The sequence below is a fragment of the Celeribacter halophilus genome (assembly GCF_018860305.1).
Classification (GTDB): Bacteria; Pseudomonadota; Alphaproteobacteria; order Rhodobacterales; family Rhodobacteraceae; genus Celeribacter; species Celeribacter halophilus_A.
Genome location: NZ_JAHKPE010000031.1, coordinates 229,910 through 250,776, shown reverse-complemented (window position 1 = coordinate 250,776; position 20,867 = coordinate 229,910). Strand labels below are relative to the sequence as shown.

At 60.3% G+C, this 20,867-nt stretch carries 23 protein-coding genes; 17 read left to right on the top strand and 6 right to left on the bottom strand.

Annotation, left to right across the window (positions count from 1 at the left end; genetic code table 11):
• Positions 1–9 precede the first annotated feature (9 nt).
• The gene (locus tag KO492_RS13075; RefSeq protein ID WP_216045366.1) at positions 10–657 is read right to left on the bottom strand and encodes an amino acid ABC transporter permease; all 648 of its coding nucleotides are present in this window, start codon (positions 655–657) and stop codon (positions 10–12) included.
• A gap of 148 nt (positions 658–805) precedes the next feature.
• Positions 806–1,582 carry a transporter substrate-binding domain-containing protein gene (locus KO492_RS13070; protein WP_066607974.1) on the bottom strand — a complete coding sequence of 259 codons (777 nt, stop codon included), beginning with the start codon at positions 1,580–1,582 and terminating at the stop codon, positions 806–808.
• Positions 1,583–1,717: 135 nt separating this feature from the next.
• On the opposite strand from KO492_RS13070, the gene KO492_RS13065 reads away from it, so the two are divergent.
• Entirely contained in the window at positions 1,718–2,680 is a 963-nt protein-coding gene (locus KO492_RS13065) for a LysR family transcriptional regulator (RefSeq protein WP_216045365.1), read from the top strand.
• 32 nt (positions 2,681–2,712) lie between these two features.
• Here KO492_RS13065 and KO492_RS13060 read toward each other — a convergent pair whose 3' ends face one another.
• Positions 2,713–3,909 carry a GAK system CofD-like protein gene (locus KO492_RS13060; protein WP_216045364.1) on the bottom strand — a complete coding sequence of 399 codons (1,197 nt, stop codon included), beginning with the start codon at positions 3,907–3,909 and terminating at the stop codon, positions 2,713–2,715.
• A gap of 218 nt (positions 3,910–4,127) precedes the next feature.
• Here KO492_RS13060 and KO492_RS13055 point away from each other — a divergent pair, with 218 nt between their 5' ends.
• The 15 genes from KO492_RS13055 (at position 4,128) to KO492_RS12985 (ending at position 17,033) form a co-directional block, all read left to right on the top strand.
• Positions 4,128–5,762, top strand: coding sequence for a phosphotransferase (locus KO492_RS13055; RefSeq protein WP_216045363.1), 1,635 nt, complete (start codon positions 4,128–4,130; stop codon positions 5,760–5,762).
• Entirely contained in the window at positions 5,755–6,648 is an 894-nt protein-coding gene (locus KO492_RS13050) for a GAK system ATP-grasp enzyme (protein ID WP_216045362.1), read from the top strand. The genes KO492_RS13055 and KO492_RS13050 overlap by 8 nt, the downstream gene beginning before the upstream one ends.
• Positions 6,645–7,739: an HprK-related kinase B gene (locus tag KO492_RS13045; protein WP_216045361.1), complete on the top strand. Its 1,095-nt coding sequence runs from the start codon at positions 6,645–6,647 to the stop codon at positions 7,737–7,739. The genes KO492_RS13050 and KO492_RS13045 overlap by 4 nt, the downstream gene beginning before the upstream one ends.
• Positions 7,740–8,432 carry a histidine phosphatase family protein gene (locus KO492_RS13040; RefSeq protein WP_216045360.1) on the top strand — a complete coding sequence of 231 codons (693 nt, stop codon included), beginning with the start codon at positions 7,740–7,742 and terminating at the stop codon, positions 8,430–8,432.
• A 27-nt stretch (positions 8,433–8,459) separates the two neighbouring features.
• Entirely contained in the window at positions 8,460–9,776 is a 1,317-nt protein-coding gene (locus tag KO492_RS13035) for a metallophosphoesterase (protein WP_216045359.1), read from the top strand.
• A gap of 42 nt (positions 9,777–9,818) precedes the next feature.
• Positions 9,819–10,091: an amphi-Trp domain-containing protein gene (locus KO492_RS13030; RefSeq protein WP_216045358.1), complete on the top strand. Its 273-nt coding sequence runs from the start codon at positions 9,819–9,821 to the stop codon at positions 10,089–10,091.
• 380 nt (positions 10,092–10,471) lie between these two features.
• Positions 10,472–11,866, top strand: a complete 1,395-nt coding sequence (atpD, locus tag KO492_RS13025; protein ID WP_216045357.1) for a F0F1 ATP synthase subunit beta — start codon at positions 10,472–10,474, stop codon at positions 11,864–11,866.
• On the top strand, positions 11,863–12,273 hold the full coding sequence (locus KO492_RS13020) for an ATPase (RefSeq protein ID WP_216045356.1): 411 nt from the start codon (positions 11,863–11,865) through the stop codon (positions 12,271–12,273). The genes atpD and KO492_RS13020 overlap by 4 nt, the downstream gene beginning before the upstream one ends.
• On the top strand, positions 12,270–12,557 hold the full coding sequence (locus KO492_RS13015; protein WP_066608005.1) for an AtpZ/AtpI family protein: 288 nt from the start codon (positions 12,270–12,272) through the stop codon (positions 12,555–12,557). The genes KO492_RS13020 and KO492_RS13015 overlap by 4 nt, the downstream gene beginning before the upstream one ends.
• Complete coding sequence (locus KO492_RS13010; RefSeq protein ID WP_216045355.1) at positions 12,554–12,868, top strand: ATP synthase subunit AtpR; 315 nt, start codon at positions 12,554–12,556, stop codon at positions 12,866–12,868. The genes KO492_RS13015 and KO492_RS13010 overlap by 4 nt, the downstream gene beginning before the upstream one ends.
• Positions 12,865–13,560: a F0F1 ATP synthase subunit A gene (locus KO492_RS13005; protein ID WP_216045354.1), complete on the top strand. Its 696-nt coding sequence runs from the start codon at positions 12,865–12,867 to the stop codon at positions 13,558–13,560. The genes KO492_RS13010 and KO492_RS13005 overlap by 4 nt, the downstream gene beginning before the upstream one ends.
• Complete coding sequence (locus KO492_RS13000) at positions 13,557–13,844, top strand: F0F1 ATP synthase subunit C (protein ID WP_066608014.1); 288 nt, start codon at positions 13,557–13,559, stop codon at positions 13,842–13,844. The genes KO492_RS13005 and KO492_RS13000 overlap by 4 nt, the downstream gene beginning before the upstream one ends.
• A 3-nt stretch (positions 13,845–13,847) precedes the next feature.
• Positions 13,848–14,612: a F0F1 ATP synthase subunit delta gene (locus tag KO492_RS12995; RefSeq protein ID WP_216045353.1), complete on the top strand. Its 765-nt coding sequence runs from the start codon at positions 13,848–13,850 to the stop codon at positions 14,610–14,612.
• Positions 14,609–16,147, top strand: coding sequence for a F0F1 ATP synthase subunit alpha (locus KO492_RS12990; RefSeq protein ID WP_216045352.1), 1,539 nt, complete (start codon positions 14,609–14,611; stop codon positions 16,145–16,147). Before KO492_RS12995 ends, KO492_RS12990 begins: the two co-directional genes overlap by 4 nt.
• Entirely contained in the window at positions 16,131–17,033 is a 903-nt protein-coding gene (locus KO492_RS12985) for a F0F1 ATP synthase subunit gamma (RefSeq protein WP_216045351.1), read from the top strand. The genes KO492_RS12990 and KO492_RS12985 overlap by 17 nt, the downstream gene beginning before the upstream one ends.
• 106 nt (positions 17,034–17,139) lie before the next feature.
• On the opposite strand, the gene KO492_RS12980 is transcribed toward KO492_RS12985, so the two are convergent.
• The 3 genes from KO492_RS12980 to KO492_RS12970 all read right to left on the bottom strand — a co-directional run bounded on the left by KO492_RS12980 (position 17,140) and on the right by KO492_RS12970 (position 20,664).
• The gene (locus KO492_RS12980) at positions 17,140–18,510 is read right to left on the bottom strand and encodes an aspartate aminotransferase family protein (RefSeq protein ID WP_216045350.1); all 1,371 of its coding nucleotides are present in this window, start codon (positions 18,508–18,510) and stop codon (positions 17,140–17,142) included.
• Positions 18,511–18,577: 67 nt separating this feature from the next.
• Positions 18,578–20,053 (bottom strand): NAD-dependent succinate-semialdehyde dehydrogenase, encoded by a 1,476-nt coding sequence (locus KO492_RS12975; protein WP_216045349.1) that lies wholly within the window; start codon positions 20,051–20,053, stop codon positions 18,578–18,580.
• Positions 20,054–20,181: 128 nt separating this feature from the next.
• Positions 20,182–20,664, bottom strand: a complete 483-nt coding sequence (locus KO492_RS12970; protein ID WP_216045920.1) for an Lrp/AsnC family transcriptional regulator — start codon at positions 20,662–20,664, stop codon at positions 20,182–20,184.
• Between the two features lies 1 nt (position 20,665).
• Between KO492_RS12970 and KO492_RS18820 the strand changes: the two genes are divergently transcribed.
• A complete protein-coding gene (locus KO492_RS18820; protein WP_289847587.1) occupies positions 20,666–20,797 on the top strand; it encodes a hypothetical protein in 132 nt (43 codons plus the stop codon).
• Positions 20,798–20,867 lie beyond the last annotated feature (70 nt).

The window sequence follows — 20,867 nt, the reverse complement described above, 5'->3', positions numbered from 1 at the left end:
CTTTTCCGATCAGGTGATCTGGACTTTGCGATCAACCCACGCGACGGCACGGCCGGTTGCGTAGAGGATGATCATGTAGAGAATGCCGGCGAGCAGGAACATTTCAAACGGCTTGTAGGTCGAGCCGATATAGCGCTGTGCCGTGTAGGTCAGTTCGATCACCGAAATCGCGGCGACGAGTGCTGTGGCCTTGATCAGCATGTTCAGGTTGACCCCGAGCGGGCGGACCATCAGGCGCGCGGCTTGTGGCAGGATCACCTTGTATGTGGCCTGCCAGTTGCTCAGCCCCAGCGTGCGGGCGGCTTCACGCTGACCGTTGTCCACCGCGATAATCGCCCCGCGGATGGTTTCGGTCATATAGGCGCCTGCATTGATGCCCAGCCCGATCACACCGGCCTGAAACGCATCAAGCTGAATACCGATCTGCGGGCCGCCGAAATAGAGGATGAACAACTGGATCAGCGCTGGCGTGCCGCGAAAGACGCTGACATAGGCCGCGCCGAGAAAGCGGAGTATCCGGAATCGGGACAGGCGGGCGGCTGCCCCCAATGTCCCGCAGGTCAGGCCCAGAATGGCCGTCAGAACGGACAGAAGAATTGTGGTCCAAGCCGCCTCAAGAAAGAACGGAAAGACCTTTTGCATCAGTTCGAAGTCCATGCTTCGTCCCTTGGTTGTCGCGCGATGTGGGAAGGCGGTTGGCTGACGGAATGGCGTTTGCGCGCTGCACACGGGCGCAGATGTCGCAATGGGCCATCAGGCCTGACGTGTCTCCCTCTCCATCCGGTGACAGAGAGGGAAAGAGCGTTCAGCGAATGTCGGCACCGATCCATTGCTCGGCAATGGTGAGATAGGTCCCGTCATCCATCATGGATTGCAGCGCGGCTTGCATGGCTTCGGCCAGTTCCGGATTGCCTTCGCGGATCGCAATGCCTGCGCCGAAAGGTTCCGTGGTCGGATCACCGAACATCTCGAATTCCTGACCTTTTTCGGTCATCGCGAGAATGGCGGCAATCGAGTCATTGACGATGGCGTCAACGCGCCCGTTTTCCAGTTCCAGAAGCAGTTCCGGCAGGCCCTTGTAGGTCTTGATGTCATAGCCTTTTTCGCGCGCCCAGTCTTCGTGGGTCTCGCCCAGTGTCAGGCCGACTTTCTTGCCTTCGAGATCCTCAAGGCTTGTGATGCCGGAACCCGGTTTGGTGAAGATCGCGCGTTTGTCCGAATAGTAGGGGCCGACAAAATCAACAACTTCGTCGCGTTCTTCGGTGATGGTCATGGAGCCCACGATGGCGTCATATTTGTTGGCCAGAAGCCCGCCGATGATTCCGTCCCATGCGGTGGTGACGATTTCCGCCTCAAGCCCGATGCGCTTGGCAATCTCGGTTCCGATGGCCGGATCAAAGCCGACAACCTCGTTTTCATCGTTCACGAAGTTGAACGGAGGGTAGGCGCCGGACATGGCGATGCGGATCACGCCTTTTTCTTTTAGGGTGTCGAGCTCGTCTGCGGCGACAGCGTTCACTCCGAGAACCGCAAAGCCGGCAGCAGCAATGGCGGATGTCAGGATAGTTCGGCGAAGGATCATATATTTTCTCCAGTTGGACTACATGTCGGGGTTTTGCCCGATCTATGGTGCGGGTGTTCCCGTCTGTGAAAAGAGTTGCACGACTCTTGGTATCGTGCAAATAAATATTCGTGACGTTCAATATAGATGAAAATGATGAGTCTTCCGCAGCATCAACGCTTTCCTTGGAATCTCGACTGGAACCTGCTGCGCACCTTTATGGTCGTGGTGGAGCAACGCGGCATATCAAAGGCTGCGGATTTTCTGGGGCTCAAACAGCCCACGGTCTCCGCCGCGCTCAAACGGCTTGAGCAGACCACCGGCAAACAGCTCATCATCCGCAAGCCCAACGAATTCACCATCACCCGACCGGGGCAGGCGCTTTATACGGAATGTGCGAAAATCTTCGGCTCGATTTCACAACTTCCCTCGCTTCTGGACGTGGATAAGGCGGAGTTGCGCGGGCATTTGTCGATTGCCATCACCAGTTCGGTCATGTCCGAGCATTTCGACGATTTTCTCAACCGGTTCGCGCAGACCCATCCCCATGTCACCTATTCGTTTTCTGTGCAGGAAAGCGAGGATGTCGAGACGATGATCTCGCAAAACCGTGCCAGTTTCGGGATATGTCTTTTGTCGAAAATGCCCAAGAACCTGAAGGCAATGGTGCTTTACCGCGAATTTTTCGGGCTGTTTTGCGGCGCAAGGCATCCGTTGTTCGCGGTGGAGGAGATCGACCCCGATGCGTTGAAAGGGGAGCCTTTCGTGGCCTTTCATACCGAGGCAGAGGGCGGCCCCTTGGAGGTGATCGCCCATCTGCGTGCGCGTGCGGGCTTTGCCAATACATGGCGGGGCGTCTCATCGAGTCTGAATGAAATCCGGCGAATGATCATGTCCAATGTGGGCATCGGAGCCTTGCCGCTTCATGTCGCGCGACAGGATGTTCTTGCGGGCAATATCCGCCAGTTGCCGCCCTATGACGCCTTGCCGATGGTAAATATCTATCTGGTGACCAATCCGGCCCGCCGCCAGTCGGACGCGGAAGCGGCGTTTTTGACGGCTTGCAATGCCGAATTCGCTGCCATCGACATTGAGGAACGCACCTACGGGCTTGAGTGACGGCGTTGCGTGAGTAATCCGTTGCGCGCGGCTCAGCCGAGTGAGACGAGCGCGCGACAGACCTGTTCGGGATCGTATTTCGGCTCTCCCTGTCTCGCCAGAGGCAGCCGTACGCAGGGGATGCCATGGCGGGCGGTGACGTCGTCACAGGCATCCTGCGCAATGCTTGGGTCGCACAAGACATGCGACATCAGGCGGGAAGCGGGCACAGGGGTGTGCAAATCCGCTTGCAAAGGTTTGAGAATGGCCGCGACCTGATCGGCGAGGCTGTGGCCCAAGGCTTCGGGATCACGGCCAAGGCTCGGTAGGTAGAGCTTGGGGGCGTTGCGGGCGGCGATTTCCTGACCGACACCTGCGGGAATGAGATTGGCGATGACGCTCGAATAGAGGCTGCCGGGCGGGTAGCAGATCACATCGGCCTGCCGGATCAGTTTACGGTTGCGTTTGGGCAGGGCAATTTCACTCGCAGGCAGGGGGGCGTCAGCGGTCGGGCGCTTCGGATCATAGATGAACGCTTCAGTGATCCGGCTGTCGAGCGGGGCGACTTCCTTACCGCTGATCTGGCGCTGTCCAAGCACGCTGCGCCCGTCTTCAAGCCGGACACCAAGCTGGAGGTTGTCGTCAATCACCGCGCGCACCGTGCCGCGCACGTCAACCATTTTGGACATGAGAAACAGCACCGGCTCCAGTTCGCGTTCGTGTCCGAAATAGCCGCCGGCGATGATGAGATTGCCGATGCTTGCGTTGCGATAGTCAAACTCCTTTGGCGCATGGGCTGCGAAGTTTTGCAAAAAGGTCTGGATCAGACGGCGCATCGGGCGCGAGATCGCCTTGATCAAGGGATGCTTGCCGGCACAAATGGCGTCCACCTCGGATTTCAGGGCGGTGGAGCTGCCGTCTTTGGCCAGACGATGGTTGAACAGGGCGTAGATGTCGGGCTGGCCCAGATCGGTTTCATCGGCCAGCGCCATCAGGCGACTGCGCAGATCTCCGACCGCAGGCATGTCGAAGGCTTTGCGCAGCTCTTGCGAACTGCCGCCACTGTCAAACGGTGTAATCAGATGCATCGAGTTGTAGCTGTAGCTTTTCAGCCGCCGCGAGATGGCATTGAGCGCGCTGCCGCCGCTGAAAAACAGGATGCGTGGCCCGAGATGTGGTGCGCTCAGAGCACGCCGCACGCGAAGATCGTCGGGAATGGGAACGTCGCGCAGAATGTTGATGCGTGTCATAGCTTTGCCGCTTTACTCTGGAGCCGTGGGGTTCTGTCGTGGAACTGTCACATTCGTCAGGGATAAGGCTCGAATGATCATTGAATTCTCCATAAGGCCAACGGGGCGTCCTGTCATCCCAAAGACGGCCTCCGCTCCCGTTTTGCCCCCGAAATCCGCCGCAGGGGGCAAAGGCTCCCGTCACAGCAAAGCGCAGGCCTATGGGGGAGTTTTGCGCCGTGAAACTTCCTGACGCCGTTGCGGAGAATATGTCCTTTCTCTTTGTCGAGACCGACGGGCAAGTCGCCCGCTTGCAACGCTATTTCGATGCGCCGGACAGGGAGACCGCCCTGCACCTGATGCAGAGAAGCGGCTATTCCCAGAACCTCTCCGCCCGTGTGCGCAAGGCCTGTCTGGCGGGGATTCTACGCGCGCCCAAGAACGCCACCCGCCAGATGCACCTTCAGGGCATCGACACGATTGCCCGCAATCTCGACCTGATCGCGCGTCTGGGGCGGCGGGCGGTGCAGCACAGCGAAGATATGAACCATGTCGCGCTGCTGCGGGCTGAGGCCTATCGCAAACCTCTGGCCAAGGTGCGCAAGTCGATTGATCGCGTGCAGGAGGCCCTGCCGTCGAAAGACAGCCGCCTTGCCGTCGGGATCGGGCAGGTCCGCGACGAGATCGACCTGTTCTATGACCAGATGTTTCGCAGTTACACGCGTGACATGCGCGAGACGAAACACACCGAAGACCTCTCCCATGCGCTTTTGGCGCTCAACGAGGTGCGCCGGATGGGCGAGGCCTTGCAGGGGATTTCCGAGGCGATCCTGTCGATTAACATCGGTCAGACGATCCAGTTCGAACGCTATTTCACCCTGCGCAGCATTCTCACCGATGTGCGTGGTGCGGACGAGATCACGCTGACGCCGCTGGCCGACACCCGCTCCGGCAGCGCGATTTCGTCTGTGCAACTGCCGGACAGGGCGCAGGAGAAGACCGTCAATGCTGTGTTCAAGGACGGGGACCGGCGCAAGGTGAAAGAGGAACGTGTCGGGGTCAAAAGCTGGAATTCGGTCTATCCGGGTCTAGCGCCGAAAATCCTCTCCTATGAGAAACGCGGCGACAGTGCGGCGCTTCTGATCGAACATCTGGACGGCGAGACCTTCGAGGACATTGTGCTTGGCGGCTCGGAGGCGCGACTGGCGGCGGCGCAGGGGGCTTTGCACAAGACCATACGCGACATCTGGCGTCAGACCCGTATGGATGAACCCGCAGAGATGAAATCCATGACCCAGCTCTCCAAGCGGATGGGGGAGGTGTATCGCCTTCACCCGCAGTTTTCCGGCGGCACCAAACGGGTGCAGGGGCTGGTGATCCCGAGTTTCGACAGTCTGGTGGCACTGGCCGCCAAACGCGAAGATCACCTGAGCGCGCCGTTTTCGGTCTATATCCACGGTGACTTCAATCTCGACAATATCATCTATGATCCGGTGCAAAAGAAAATCCGGCTCATCGACCTGCATCGTTCCCGCTACATGGACTATGCGCAGGATGTTTCGGTCTTTATGGTGTCGAACTACCGGCTACAGGTGCTTGATGCCCGAACCCGCGCGCGGATTGCCAAGGTGGCCGCTGATATGCATATGACCGCGACGAAATTCGCCCGACGGATGAATGATCCGACATTTGAATACCGGCTGGCGCTGGGGCTGGCGCGGTCATTTGCCAGTTCGACGCGGTTTATTGTCGATCAGGCCCATGCAAAGCGGATGATGCTGCGCGCCCGCTATATTCTCGAAACCGCTCTGGCCGTGCCCGAAGGCAAGGAAGCGCGGTTCAAACTGCCGATAAGGATGCTGTTTTGTGACTGAGACCGTTGATGTGAAAATTGGTGTCGTTGGCACACCGGGGAAATGGTCGACAGAGGCGCTGGCCGATGCGCTGGAGGCGCGGACAGGGTTCCGGCTCGTGATCGATATGGGGCAGGTGACGCTGGACCTTGCTGGCGGGAGGCTGCTCTTTGACGGCGTGGATCTTGCGACGCTGGACGGGCTGGTGGTCAAGAAGATTGCGGAGACCTACAGCGTGCATGCGCTGGACCGTCTTGAGATGTTGCGGATCGCCGAGGCGCAAGGGGTCAAGGTCTTCAGCCGTCCCGAAGCGATCCTGCGCCTGATGGACCGTTTGGCCTGCACGGTAACACTGCGCAATGCCGGTGCACCGATGCCGCCGACCATCATCACCGAGGACGAACTGGCCGCCTTCGAGGCCGTTCGCGATTTCGGATCTGCCGTGTTCAAGCCGCTGTTTTCCACGAAAGCACGCGGCATGTTCGTGCTGGATCACGATGCTCCCGATGCACAGGCGCGGATTGCAGCTTTCAAAGCGGAAAATCCCGTGATGTATATCCAGAAAAAGGCCGATCTGTCGGGGCAGGACCTAGGCATGGTGTTTCTGAACGGGGCCTATGTCTGCACCTATCGCCGGATTGGCGAGAGCGGAAGCTGGAACACGACGATCAACAGCGGCGGCAAATATGCCCCCTATGAGCCGACTCCTGATCTGATTGCACTGGGGCACAAGGCGCAGGCACCTTTCGGGCTGACATTCACCACTGTGGACATCGCCCTGACGCCGGAGGGGCCTATTGTCTTTGAAGTGTCGGCCTTTGGCGGCTATAGCGGCGCACTCAAGGGCTGCGGTGTCGATGCGATGGCGCTGATGGCGGATCATGTGGTGGCGGAGGTTTCGGGATGACTTTGGTGAAGACTGTTCTCGACGGGCTGGATTTTTCCGCCACTGACGCGGCCATGCCGTTTCACATTGCCATCGGTCCGGTCGGGGTCACGGTTCTGTGCGCGGGGGGCTTGCGCGATGAGCTGATGGCCTATTTTGCGGAAGCCTTGGTCGAAACCCTTGCGCCGGAATTGGCGCATCAAACCGTGCATCTGCTGTCGGACCAAGGCCTGACTTGGGAGCCGGACTGGATCCAATGGGCGCGCGAAGGTGGCAAAACCGGTCGCAAGGATGCGGTGTTTGATCTTGAAGGCGCCCGTCTGGTTCGCAAGGTGCGCAGCGGCGTCACCTTTTTGCAATCACCCGATCATGCTGTCGCTTTCGGTCCGTTGCAGGACAATGTCAGCACCGTCATCAATTTCATCAACACCCAAGTGCTCAACATCTGCCAGCGCGACGGATGGCAGCTTTGCCATGCCGCCGCCGTGACAGGGCTGGGGCGAGGCTTGGCGATTGCCGGACTGTCGGGCGGCGGGAAGTCCACCTCGATCCTGCGGATGATGGATATCGAGGGGATGCGCTTTGTCTCGAACGATAGAGTTCTGGTGTCGGCGGGTGCGGAGCCGCACGCCCTTGGTATCCCGAAACATCCGCGCATCAATCCGGGCACCATTCTGGGGAATCCGCGGTTGCGAGACATGATCGCGCCTGCACGCCGTGCCGAGCTTGAGGCCATGCCGGTCGCGGACCTGTGGGCGCTCGAAGAAAAACACGATCTGTTCATCGGGGAGGTCTACGGGCCGGACCGCGTGCAATATGCCGCGCCGCTGACGGATTTCTGGGTGTTGAACTGGAGCCATGAGGCCGACACGCCTGTGGCGGTGACCGAGGTGGATTTGTCCGCGCGGCCTGATCTTTTGTCGGCGATTATGAAAAGTCCCGGACCGTTCTACCAACATCCCGATGGTCGATTTGAACCGAACGGGGCCTCCCCCGATCCCGCACCCTATCTGGATGCGCTCCAAGATGTGCGTGTTTGCGAAGTGTCGGGCCGGATAGATTTCGACGCCTTGGCGGGGATCGGGCAACAGCTTTTTGCCGGTTCTCTTTGAATGACCGAACGCAGCTATATCGCCGTGATCCGTCACGGGGACTATCACCAGCGCAAAGATGTCCCGTCCGCGCGGCAACCCTTTGGTCTGACGGACACTGGGATTGCGCAGGCGCAGAGCTGTGGCGATCTCCTTGCGGAGATGGCGCAATCGCAACGCCTTGAGTTTGCACCGATGATCCACTGTTCGCGGCAACTGCGGGCGTGGCAGACTGCGTCTCGCATAGCCGGACGGTTGCGGGGGCTTGGTCATGAGATCGACGCTCTGGCCGAAACCTCCGCTCTGGCCGAACGCGGGCTCGGAAGCGCGGCCAATCTTACCGTGGCGGAGATCGACGCGGTGATGCAGGCCGATCCGCGCTATCCCGCGCCACCTGCGGGGTGGAAATCCGACAGCGACTATCGCCTGCCTCTGGAGGGGGCTGAAAGCCTGATGGAGGCGGGGGCGCGTGTGGCTGCCTGCCTGACGGAGATTGCCGAGGCGGGCAGGGGGCGGCTGAACATTGTCGTCGGTCACGGGGCCTCGATCCGTCACGCCTGCCATCATCTCGGACTGCTCACACGGGCACAGATTGCACAGCTTTCCATGTTTCACGCCCGACCGTTACTTCTCTGTTACAGTGGGCATGATAACTGGCAGCACTTGGCCGGTGCATGGAAAGTCCGACCTCCCAAAGAGGAGGCGCTCGACTGATCCGGTCCGCAGATTTGGGGCGTGATTTTGGACCAGTTGATCTTTTCTCCGGAGACCGCAGGACGGCTTTTGCCGCCTGTATGCGACACGTTTGCCGATCTGGACGATGTTCCGCGCGACATCGAGCCGTGGCTGCACAGTTCCGAGCCGGAGACCCGCCCGCAGATTGCCACCTGTCTCGACAAGGCGCGGCGGCATGGCGGCTGGCGCTGGCCGTCCCGTCCCATTGTGTTCATCTCCGATCCGCATGCCGATGCCGAAGGGTTCCTGCGTTCTCTGGTCGTGGCCGGTGTCATCCGGCGCGCGGGTGAGGAGATCTGCCTGACCCGTTTCGGGGCGCAGGCGCAGATCGTTCTGGGCGGTGATTGCCTCGACAAGGGGCCGAGCAATCTGGCCCTGCTTGATGCGCTTTACAAGCTGCGGGCGACCGGCGTGGACCTGTCGCTACTGGCGGGCAACCATGACCTGCGGATGCGACTTGCGGTTGATGCTATTCGCGGTGAGCGCGCGCCGCTCAAAGATCACCTCTTCGTGCGGATGGGGCGCAAGTTGCTGCCCGCTCTCAAAGAGGTGTTCGAGCGTTTCGTCACGCCGGATGATCTGTGCGATCTGCCCTCGGAGAAAAAGTGCAAAGCACGTTTGTTGCCGCCTAAAGACTGGGCCAGCCAGTTCGAGAAAGCCGCCGCCGGACATCTCTCGGACAAGGCCATCGCCAAAGAGATCAAAAAACTGAAAGCCAAACAGAAGCAATTCGAGAAGAATGTCGCCAAAACCGGTCTCGGCTATCGCGAGCTTTTCGCGGCGACGCTGAAATGTCATGAGGTATTCTTTACCCCTGACGGCCATTATGCGTGGTTTTACGAGACGATGGACGTGGTGTCGCGGGTTGGCTCTTTGCTGTTTGTCCATGCGGGGCTGTGCGACGAGATGTGCGAACTTTTGGTGGCACAGGGGCCGGAGGCGGTTAATGCCCGCTTTCGCGCAGAGGCGGATCGCGCCAGTTTCGGTTTCTATTTCGGCCCGCTCGCCAACCTCGTGCGCACGAAATATCGGGCGTCTGATTGTGCCTTAACCGAATATGGCGTTGACTTGCTCCATAAGAATGGCCTTCACATGGTGGTGCAGGGGCATGTGAACAATCATTGCGGGCAAAGGCTCCTGACGAAACGTGGACTGTTGCATCTGGAAGGTGACATCACGCTCGACCGTGCCTCGCGCCGCCTTGAAGGGCTGGACGGGATCGGGGCGGGGGCGACGTTGATTTTCCCCACCGGAGATGTGATCGGTTTGAGTTGCGACTATCCGCGGGCCAAACACTTTGCGCCCGATCGCCTTTTGACCTGAACGCCTACAAACCTGAAAGACACCGAACGTGAAAGACACCAGATGAGCGGCCAGAACGCACGGTTTTCCCATGAGTCCCTGCAAGATCGCAAAACCATCAAGACGCTTCTGACGGCCTTGTCCAAAGGCTTGTCAAAGGGCGAAATGACATTGGGCGATGATGAGGAGGAGCTTGTGCTCCAGACCGCAGAGCTGATGAATGTCCGCATCAAAGCCACGCGCGAAGACGGCCAGTGCCAGTTCAATCTGCGTGTGTCATGGTCCGATCCGGACGCCCCGACACAGGGCAAGGGCGCGCCGAAGATCAAGTCCTGAGGCTTCAATCTCCGACAGGTCGGCGCGCTTGCATCGCATTTCACATTCCCGTGTCCGCGTGCAAATCTTCCATTTCAATGATCTGTGTCAATTCTTGTGCCGGTGCGGAGGCCTAGCGTCTGCGTAGCGAGAAGCGTGCTGTGAATGAGTCCCGCGTCACGGAGGCTGGTGCGGCGGTCGGGTTCCAAGTGATCAGCGCTTTGCGCGGCTGCGTATGCCCATAGGCATATCAACGATTATCTATGGAATACGATGATGAATGTGTCTGAGCCGGTGTCGCCTGAGGCGACGCGAGAAAGAGCATCCCGAAGGACCGGACGGGTGTCGCCGGTTGGTGGCCTCATGACTGGCGGTTTGTTCGCAGGCATCGGAGTGAAGTCATGAGCACGGACACGGATACCAAAGCCCCCATCGCGACAGAGGGCCATATCGCGGCCATTCGCGGTGGCGTCGTTGATGTGCACTTTGATGGGGCGGTCCCGAATATTCACGATCTTCTCTACGCAGGCGATGTGGCTCTGGAAGTCTCCGCGCTCATCGGACAGGGGCTTGTGCGCGCCATCGCGCTGGCGCCCGTGCGGGGATTGGGTCTCGGAATGACGGTCAAGGCCACGGGCGGGCCGATCATGGTGCCTGTGGGCGAGGGCGTTCTTGGCCGGATGCTGGACGTCTTCGGCGCGCCGATTGATGGCGGTCCGGTGCCGCAGGCGGTGGCGCGGCGCTCCATCCATCAGGAGCCGCCCAAGCTCACCGAGCGGGTGCTCCATTCCCAAATCCTCGAAACCGGCATCAAGGCGATTGATCTTCTGTCCCCCATTGAACGCGGGGGCAAAACCGGATTGTTCGGCGGGGCCGGTGTCGGCAAGACCGTGTTGATCACCGAGTTGATCAACAACACGGTCCAGCACCACAAGGGCGTGAGCCTGTTTTGCGGTATTGGCGAGCGCTCGCGGGAAGCGGAGGAGCTTTACCGCGAAATGGGCGAGGCCGGTGTGCGGGACAATACGGTGATGCTTTTCGGACAGATGAACGAGGCCCCCGGCGTGCGCTTTCTGGTCGGCAATACCGCCTTGACCATGGCGGAATATTTCCGCGACGACAAAGGGCAGGATGTTCTGCTGCTGATCGACAATATCTTCCGCTTTGTGCAGGCCGGCTCCGAAGTGTCGGGGCTGATGGGGCGGATGCCCTCGCGGGTCGGGTATCAACCGACGCTTGCCACGGAACTGGCGGGATTGGAGGAACGCATCACCTCCACGGATCGCGGCGCGATCACCTCCATTCAGGCAGTCTATGTGCCCGCCGATGATTTCACAGATCCGGCAGCAGCGCATATCTTTTCGCATCTGTCGGCCTCGGTGGTGCTCTCGCGCAAACGTGCGAGCGAAGGGCTTTACCCTGCGGTTGACCCTCTGGCCTCGGCCTCTGTCATGCTGACCCCCTCGGTGGTCGGGCAACGTCATTACGACATCGCGCGAGAGGTCCGGCGGACTTTGGCGGAGTATGAGGAGTTGCGCGACATCATCGCGATGCTTGGGTTGGAGGAACTGTCCTCGGCAGATCGCGCCACCGTGGCCCGCGCGCGCCGTCTGGAGCGATTCCTCACCCAGCCGTTTTTCACAACGGAATCTTTCTCCGGCATGTCGGGAAAGTTGGTGTCCATCGACGAGACGCTGGACGGATGCGAGACGATCCTTTCGCAGACGGAGTTCGATCATCCCGAAAGTGCCTATTACATGATCGGATCGCTGCAAGATCTGGAGGCAAACGCATGAGTATGGCCGAAGATATGAGCGTCTCTCTGCGCCTGCCCACCGAGACCCTGTTCGAAGGGCGCGCGACCCGACTGACCGCCGTGGCCGAGAACGGGGGGTTCGGCATCTTGCCGAACCATGTCGACTTTGTCACCGCTCTGGTGCCCTCGGTCATGACGCTGCGCATGGCGGACGGGACGGAGGAGATTTTCGGTGTCGATGAGGGGCTTTTGGTGAAAAAGGGCCACCGCGTTGTCGCAGCCGTTTTGCGCGGCGTGCGCGGGGATGATCTCGGCACGTTGAACGATACGGTGAAGGCCAAATTCATCGAGATGGATGACGAGGAACGACAGGCACGTTCGGCGTTCTCGCGTCTGGAAGCCGATGTGGTCCGTCGCTTCGCCGAATTACGAAAGCCGCAGCTATGACACGCAAACCCGACAAATCGGCGGAAGACATCGCCCGTCACGCCAAACGGTTGAAATCCGCCCGCGACCATCCGGGGCCGAGCCCTCTGCGCGGCATTGGCACCTTTGGCATGATCGGCTGGTCCATCGCCGTGCCGACGGTCGGGGGTGCGTTTCTGGGGCTCTGGCTTGATGAGGCCGCGCCACAGGGGTTTTCATGGACCATCGCGCTGATCCTCGGAGGCGTCGTGCTCGGCGCTTTCATCGCGGCGTCTTGGGTCAGCAAGGAAGGAGGCGACAAATGATCGATATGGCAATGTTCAACATAGAGTGGAGCGCGGTCTTGGCCGGACTGGGCATTGGCGCGGTCACATCGCTGTTGTTTTTCGCGGGTCTCGGGATCGGGATGCGGCTGGCGTTGCGACAGGAGCGCCCCGTTCTCATTCTGATGCTGAGTTCTGCGGTGCGGATCGCGGCGCTGTTGGGGATCGGCTGGGCGGTGGTCACAATTCTGGGGGCTTTCGCCTTGGCTGGGTTTGCCCTGATGTTTCTCGTCGCGCGCACCATCGCGGTGGTACTTGCGCGTGCGGGCGTGCCTGCGGGAGAGACAACATGAACCTTTCACCGGACCAGACCGTGATCTTCGAGGTATGGGGCATCCCCGTCAATGCCACGATATTCTACACATGGGTCGTCATGGCCTTGCTGACCGTGACCTCTTATCTCATCACGCGCAGGCTGCGGGCGGATGTGCCGCCGAGCCGCTGGCGCACCACCTTGGAGGTGATTGTGCAGGGCATCCAAGGCCAGATCCAAGAAGTCGCGCAGGGGCCGACCCGCTATCTGCTCTATTACGCAGGGACGCTGTTTCTCTTTGTGGCCATGTCGAACCTGTTGCTGGTTGTGCCGGGGTTCGAGCCACCCACCGCCTCGCTGTCAACCACAACCGCGCTGGCGCTGTCGGTGCTTGTCGCCGTGCCTCTGTTCGGCATCACCAGTCGGGGGCTTGGCGGCTATCTGAAGACCTATCTCGAACCTTCTTTCATCATGCTGCCGTTCAACATCATCTCCGAGTTCTCGCGCGGCATTTCTCTGGCCATCCGGCTTTACGGCAACATCATGAGCGGCGCGGTCATTGCCGCCATCCTGCTTAGCGTCGCGCCGTTCTTCTTCCCCGTCGTGATGGATGTTCTGGGTCTGCTCACCGGCATGATACAGGCCTATATCTTCGCAATCCTCGCCACGGTTTACATCTCCAGCGCGACAGCTTCTCCGGGCACGTCTCAACCTGAAAAGGAAACCCCATGACAGACCTTGGTATTATCGCAGCAATTTCGATCTTCACCGCAGGGCTGACCGTCTCATTCGGCGCCATCGGCCCTGCTTTGGGCGAAGGGCGTGCGGCGGCCACCGCTCTTGGCGCCATCGCGCAGCAGCCCGACGCCTCCTCGACCATCTCGCGGACCTTGTTCGTCAGTCTGGCCATGATTGAATCCACGGCCATCTATTGTTTCGTCGTCGCGATGATCCTGATTTTTGCCAATCCGTTCTGGACGGCTGCGGTGGCTGCGGCGCAGGCGACAGGAAGCTGATACATGTCTATTGACTGGATCACGGTTGCGGCCCAGATCGCCAATTTTCTGGTTCTGGTCCTGCTGTTAAGGCGGTTTTTATACCGTCCCATTCTGGACGGAATCGACGCCCGCGAGGCGGAGATTACCAACCGGATGCAAGAGGCTGTGCGCGCCAAGGAAAAGGCGCAGGCGGCCGAGCAGGAGCATCTGGATCAGGTCAGGGCGCTGCATGCGCAACAGGCAGACATCGCAGAGACCGTGCGCAAACAGGCCGAGGCCCAACGCGATGCGCTTCTGGCTGAAACGCACAAGCGGCTGGAGCAGGAGCGCATCGACTGGCTGGCGCATCTCGATGAGGAGAAACACAAATATGCGGCAAGGCTGCAACGCGCAGGGGGCGGGGCTTTGCTGTCTCTGACCCGCAAGGCGTTAAAGGATCTGGCCGATGACACGCTGGAAGGCCGCATCGCCCAGCACCTTGCCCGAAGGATCGAGCCGATGGCCGGTGATCTGCGCGACGCGGCGGGCAAGAGCACCGAAGCCGTGATCACCAGTAGAGAGGCCTTGCCGGAGGCGGCGCGCACCGATCTGTTGCACAGTCTGCAAGAGGTGTTTCCGGCGGTGTCGGTCCGGTTTGAAACGGATGCAGCGCAATCTCCGGGCCTGCTGTTGCGCATCGGCGGTGCGCAGCTTGATTGGACGGTGGACGGCTATATCGACAGTCTGGGCGATGTGATGGACGCGCAATTGACCGCGGGTGTTGATTTGAAGGTGGCTCAGAAATGACAGATGCAACCCCCATCCCGAATACAGACCCGCAAGCTCTGGTCGATGCAATCGTCTCCGCCCCGTCCCCCGCGCCCCGTCTGAGCGAGATCGGGCATGTGGCGGAGGTGGCGGACGGGATTGCCATTGTGAGCGGGCTGGAACGCGCCCTGTCGGAGGAGTTGCTGCATTTTGCCAGCGGTGTGCAGGGCATTGTTCTCGATCTGGAACCGGGGCGGCTTGGCGTTGTCCTGCTCGGTTCCGGCGACCGTGTCACCGTCGGGGAAAGCGTCACGCGCTCGCACAAGGTTGTCAGCACCAAGGTCGGAACGGCTCTCTTGGGGCGCGTTGTGGATGCGCTTGGCAATCCGAGGGATGCCAAAGGTCCGGTGAAGACCGAGGCCGAGCGACCGGTCGAGGCGGAGGCTCCGCAAATTCTCGACCGCCTCGCCATCACGCGCCCGCTTCAGACGGGGATCAAGACCATCGATGCCGCTGTGCCGGTCGGGCTCGGGCAGCGCGAGTTGATCATCGGCGACCGGCAGACCGGCAAGACATCGCTGGCAGTGGATACGATCCTAAACCAGAAAGAGACAGGCGTGCTCTGCATCTACTGCGCCATCGGCCAGCGCGGCGATGCCGTGGCCAAGGTGATCGGCGCTTTGCGCGAGGGCGGGATGATGGAGCGCAGCATTGTGATCGCTGCGGGCGACGAGGACGCCGCCGGACTGGCCTATGTGGCCCCCTATGCGGCGATGACCATGGCCGAGTATTTCGCGGGGCAGGCCAAGGACGTGCTGGTGGTGCTGGATGACTTGACGCATCACGCGCGCTCCTATCGCGAGTTGTCGCTTTTGCTCAGACGCCCTCCGGGGCGTGAAGCCTTTCCGGGGGATATTTTCTACATCCATGCGCGGTTGCTGGAACGGGCAGGGCAGTTCACGACACATGCGGGCGGCGGGTCTGTGACCGTGTTGCCCGTGGTCGAAACACAGGCGGAAAACCTCGCGGCCTATATCCCGACCAACCTGATTTCGATCACCGATGGGCAGATCTACCTGTCGCCGCGCCTCGTGCGCAAAAACCAGTTCCCTGCGGTGGATCTGGGCGTCTCTGTGTCGCGGGTTGGCGGCAAGGCGCAAAGCAAGGCCTTCCGCTCCGTGGCGGGCAACCTGCGTGTGACCTTGTCCCAGTTTGAGGAGCTGGAGGATTTCGCCCGTTTCGGCACACGTCTGGACGAGGCCACACGTGCACGGCTGACGCGCGGTGCGGCTGTGCGGGCGGCATTACGTCAACCGGAGCGCGATCCCGTTCCCGCCGTTGAACAACTGGCGGTTCTTGTGGCCGCGATGGAGGGGCATTTCGACGGGTTGGGCGAGGCGGAAACGGCGCGTGTCATGGCGGGGCTTCGGACGCCGGTGCTGCGCGATCTCGGAGATATTGCCGAACGTGTTGCCCGAAATGAACCGCTGTCCGACGATGACCGTGCGCGGATGGTGGCTCTGGTCCAACAGGGGCTTGCGCAGTCGGGAGTTTCAAATGGCCCAGACGCTTGAAATCCTGAGCCGCCGCACGACGAGTATGCAGGGCATCCGGAGCGTTGTTCATACGATGAAGACCCTGTCTGTGATCAATTCGGCCCCCTATGAGCAGGCGGCCAAAGCTATCGAGACCTATCACGACACGGTTCTGGACGGTTTGCATGCTTTTGTGACGCATTTCGGCCCGATCGAGACGCCCGCAAGCGATCATCCTGTGCAGGTCTTGATCGTCTTCGGTTCGGATCACGGGCTGTGCGGCAATTACAATGAGGCGCTTGCGGATCATGTTGCCGGTCACCTGCCACAGAGTGAGGACGGCCCGCCGATGGTCCTCTGTGTCGGTGCGCAGATGGCGGATGCTCTGACAGACCAGCATATCGCCATTGAGGAAACATTCTTTCCGGCGGCGTCCGTGGACGGGGTCGGGCGTCTGGCCAATCTGCTCACACAGCGGCTGGAAACGATCCGCAAACGCGCCGAGCCACAGGATCTGGCGGTCTCGCTGGCCTATGTGGCGCGGGATGGCGCGGCGGGGCAGCGCGCACTTATCGTCCCTTTGCTGCCGCTTGATCAGGCGGTTCTGGACGAGCTGGCCGCCAAGCCGTGGAAATCGCGCAGCAGGCCGTATTTTTCCATGCCGGCCAATGATCTGTTTCGGGCCTTGGTGCGCAATCACCTCTTTGCCACCCTGTTTCGTGCCATTGCCGAGGCGCTGATGACCGAAAACGCCGCGCGGCTGGCGCTCATGCAGCAGGCGGAAAGGTCGGTGGATGAAAAACTGGAAGAGCTTGCCTCGGAAACGCGCACCGTGCGTCAGGATCAGATCACCACGGAATTGCTTGATGTGATTATCGGTTTTGAAGCGTTGAAAAAGGGCAAAGGCGATCCGCCGGAAGATTGATCTCTTTGATTTCGTTGCCTTCTCAGAGGACTTGAAGGTGTCCTGTCCTGAGGGGATTGGAGAGCATGCCGGATTTCCCGCTTGCTCTCCTTGCGTCCCAAAACGCTTAGCCGAGAACGGATTTTACGGCCTTTGCTGTGGCATCAACCACAATGTCTGCCTCCTGTGTCGTCAGGCAGAAGGGCGGTGCGAAGCCGAGGATGTCGCCCTGTGGCATGGCGCGTCCGATCACCCCGTTGGAGAGAAGGGCGGCGGCCAGCGCATAGCCGGTTTTGTCATCCGGATCGAAGAAGGTCCGGCTGTCGCAGTCTTTCACAAATTCCACAGCGCACATCATGCCTTCGCCGCGGATGTCGCCGACATTGGGATGATCGCCCAAGGCGTCTTTCATGGCGTCGTTGAAGTATTTTCCGACGTTGCCTGCGTTCTCGATCAGTTTGAGGTCGTCCAGCATTTTGAGGTTGGCAACGCCTGCCGCCGCACCGATGGGGTGCGCGGAATAGGTCCAGCCGTGACCGATGGGACCGTTTTCATCGGTGCCCTGTTCCAACACCTTCCACATCTTCTCCGACACGATGGAGCCTGACAGCGGCGCATAGGCGGAAGTGAGGCCCTTGGCGATGGTGATGAGGTCGGGTTTCAGGCCGTAATGCTCCGAGCCGAACATGGTGCCCAGACGTCCGAAACCGGTGACAACCTCGTCGGCCACCAGAAGAATATCGTGTTTGTTCAAGACCTTCTGGATCGCCTCCCAATAGCCCGCAGGCGGTGGCACGATGCCTCCGGTGCCCAGAACCGGCTCGCCGATAAAGGCGGCGATGGTGTCTGCGCCCTCGGCTTCGATCAGGGCTTCGAGCTTGGACACGCAATCGGCGACAAAGGCCTCTTCGGACATCTCCAGATCATCGCGGCGGAAATAGTAGGGTGCTTCGGTGTGAAGAACCCGATCCAGCGGCAGGTCGAATTTCTTCTGGAAAGCCTCAAGCCCCGTGAGCGATCCGGTCATCAATCCGGAGCCGTGATAGCCGCGATGGCGGGAGATGATTTTCTTTTTCTCGGGACGGCCCAAGATATTGTTATAATACCAGATTAGTTTGATATTGGTCTCGTTGGCATCCGATCCGGACTGGCCGAAATAGACCTTGGACATATGATCCGGCGCACGGTCCAGAACCATTTTCGCCAGTGTGATCGAGGCCTCTGTGCCATGCCCGACATAGGAATGGTAATAGGCCAGTTCGCGGGCCTGATCCGCGATGGCTTCTGCGATTTCCTGACGTCCGTAGCCCACGTTGACACAGTAAAGACCGGCGAAAGCGTCCAGCAATTCGGCGCCGTCGCGATCGACAATATGCACGCCATGCGCGGTCTTGATGACACGGCTCGGAGTCTCCCCGCGCGCGTGCTGCGCCAGATGGGTGGAGGGGTGAAAGAAGTTTTCGCGGTCCCATTTCGAGAGCTGGTCATTCGTCAACATTTGCAATTTTCCTTGTCGGCTGTGTGTCGGATTTCTGTCGGACATCTGTCGGGCATTTTTTCGAACCTCAGGCCCAGTCGCGGCAGATGTATTTTACATCCATGAATTCGCGCATCCCCATGCCTGCGCCCTCGCGGCCCAGACCCGATTGCTTGACCCCCCCAAAGGGGATCGGCGCGCCGGTGACCTGTGTGCGGTTCACCGCGACCATGCCGTATTGCAGGGCGCGCGACAGGCGGTAGATGCGGCGCGGGTCGTGGGAGTGGACATAGGCGATGAGACCATATTCGCTGTCATTGGCGCGGGCGATGACCTCGTCCTCATGGTCGAACGGTGTGATGGGCGCGACGGGACCGAAGACCTCCTCCCGCATGATCTTCGCCTCATCGGGCACATCGGTGAGCGCGGTCGGCTCATAGAACAATGGCCCCAGACCGGAGACCGCCCCACCACAGGCCAGCGTCGCACCTTTCGCCAACGCATCTGCGACATGCTCTTGCTGCTTGGTGATGGCGGCGGCGTTCATCAGCGGACCGATGTCCGGATCTTCGATGCCAGCCCCGAGGCGCAGCGCCTTGGTGGCCTCAATGAACCGCGCGCAGAAGGCCGCATAGACGGGACGTTCGACATAGATGCGGTTCGCGCCGAGGCAATCCTGACCTGAGGTGGCAAATTTCGCTTTAATGACCTCCTCCACAGCGCGGTCGAGATCGGCCCCTTTGAACACGATCACCGGCGCATGGCCGCCCAGTTCAAGCACCAGCTTTTTCACCGTGTTCGCGGATTGCCGATAGAGCAGCCGCCCGATCTCTGTGGAGCCGGTGAAGGACAGGGCACGCACACGGGGGTCTTCGGTCCACGGTTTGACGAGGGTCGGGGCGTCCCCCGTGAGGACATTGAACACGCCTGCGGGCATGCCTGCGCGTTCGGCCAGTTCCGCCAGCGCCAGCGCCGAATAGGGCGTCTCGTGAGACGGGTGCGCGACGACAGTGCAGCCTGCCGCGAGGGCTGCAGCGGCCTTGCGTGTCAGCATGGCGGCTGGGAAATTCCACGGTGTGACCAGTGCCACAACCCCCATCGGCTCATACCAGAGCTCCATTTCCGCATCGGGCAGGTGGGAGGTCACGCCCTCGATATTCGGGCGTTTAGCTTCTTCGGCGTAGAAATCCACAAAGGAGGCGGCATAGTCGATCTCGCCGCGTGCCTCTGACAGGGGTTTGCCCTGTTCATAGACCATGATCCGCGCGAGGTCTTCTTTGGCCTCCACGATCAGCCTGTGCCAACGGCGCAGGACGGCGGCGCGTTCCTGCGGCAGAAGATGCGCCCAGACCGAAAAGGCCGCATGGGCGGAGTCTACGGATTCTGTGGCCTGCTTGGGCGACAGGGCCGCCACATCGCCCAGATGCGCCCCCGTGGCCGGATCGGTGACGGGAAAGCTCCCGCCCGTCTCGCCGGAGGTCCATTTGCCATTCACATAGGCAAACCCCCGCAACAGGCGTTTGTCCTTGATGTCGGTTCGGGCGGAAATCGCTGTGTCGAGCATGTCGGGCCTCCTTTCCCTGCCAGTCTGGCAGCGGGGAACAGAAGGGGAGACCAAATTGACTGCGTTGAGCGGAAAAACGGTCTGAATTTTCCGGCGGCGCAGTCCGTTTGGACTGTTTGGTGCTCGTCCTATGTGTTGTCTTCCATAAACAGGCCCAGCGGCGGCGGGCCGCCCCCTTTGACCTGTTTGGTGACGATATAGGTGAAATAGCGCGCGATGCCGATGCGGGCGTCCAGCAGCGTGTCAATCAGACGTTGATAGGCGTCAATGTCGCGGGTGACGATCTGCAATAGGTAGTCGAACCCGCCGCCCAGCGCCCAGCAGGCGACGATTTCTTCATGCGCCTGAAGCGAGGCCTCAAAAGTCTGAAACGAGGCCTGTGTGTGATCGGCCAGTTCGGCGGCAACAAAAACCGTGACCGAAGGCCCCAGTTTGCGCAGGTTGATCTCCGCGCGGTAGCCGTCGATCAATCCGGCGTTTTCCAGCTTCTTCAGCCGTTCCCATGCGGGCGTGGGCGACAGGCCGATTTTTTCGGCCAGCGCAGATTTGGAGATTCTGCCCTCGCGGGCCAGAACGCGTAGAATGTCGAAATCGCGGGCGTCGAGTTTGATCATGAGACAGGCTTACGTCGAAATGATCCCGCTTGCATCCCCGAATTGCGCGGCCATGTGGTGGGCGATCAAAGAGGCGGCAGACGGGCAGGGGGCGGGCAATTTCACAGCGGCTCCTGTTGATTTTTATTGACGCGGCAGAAGGCGGCGCGCCAGATGATGTGCACAACAGGAGAGTGAATCACCTGTAAGTCAAGGGTTGT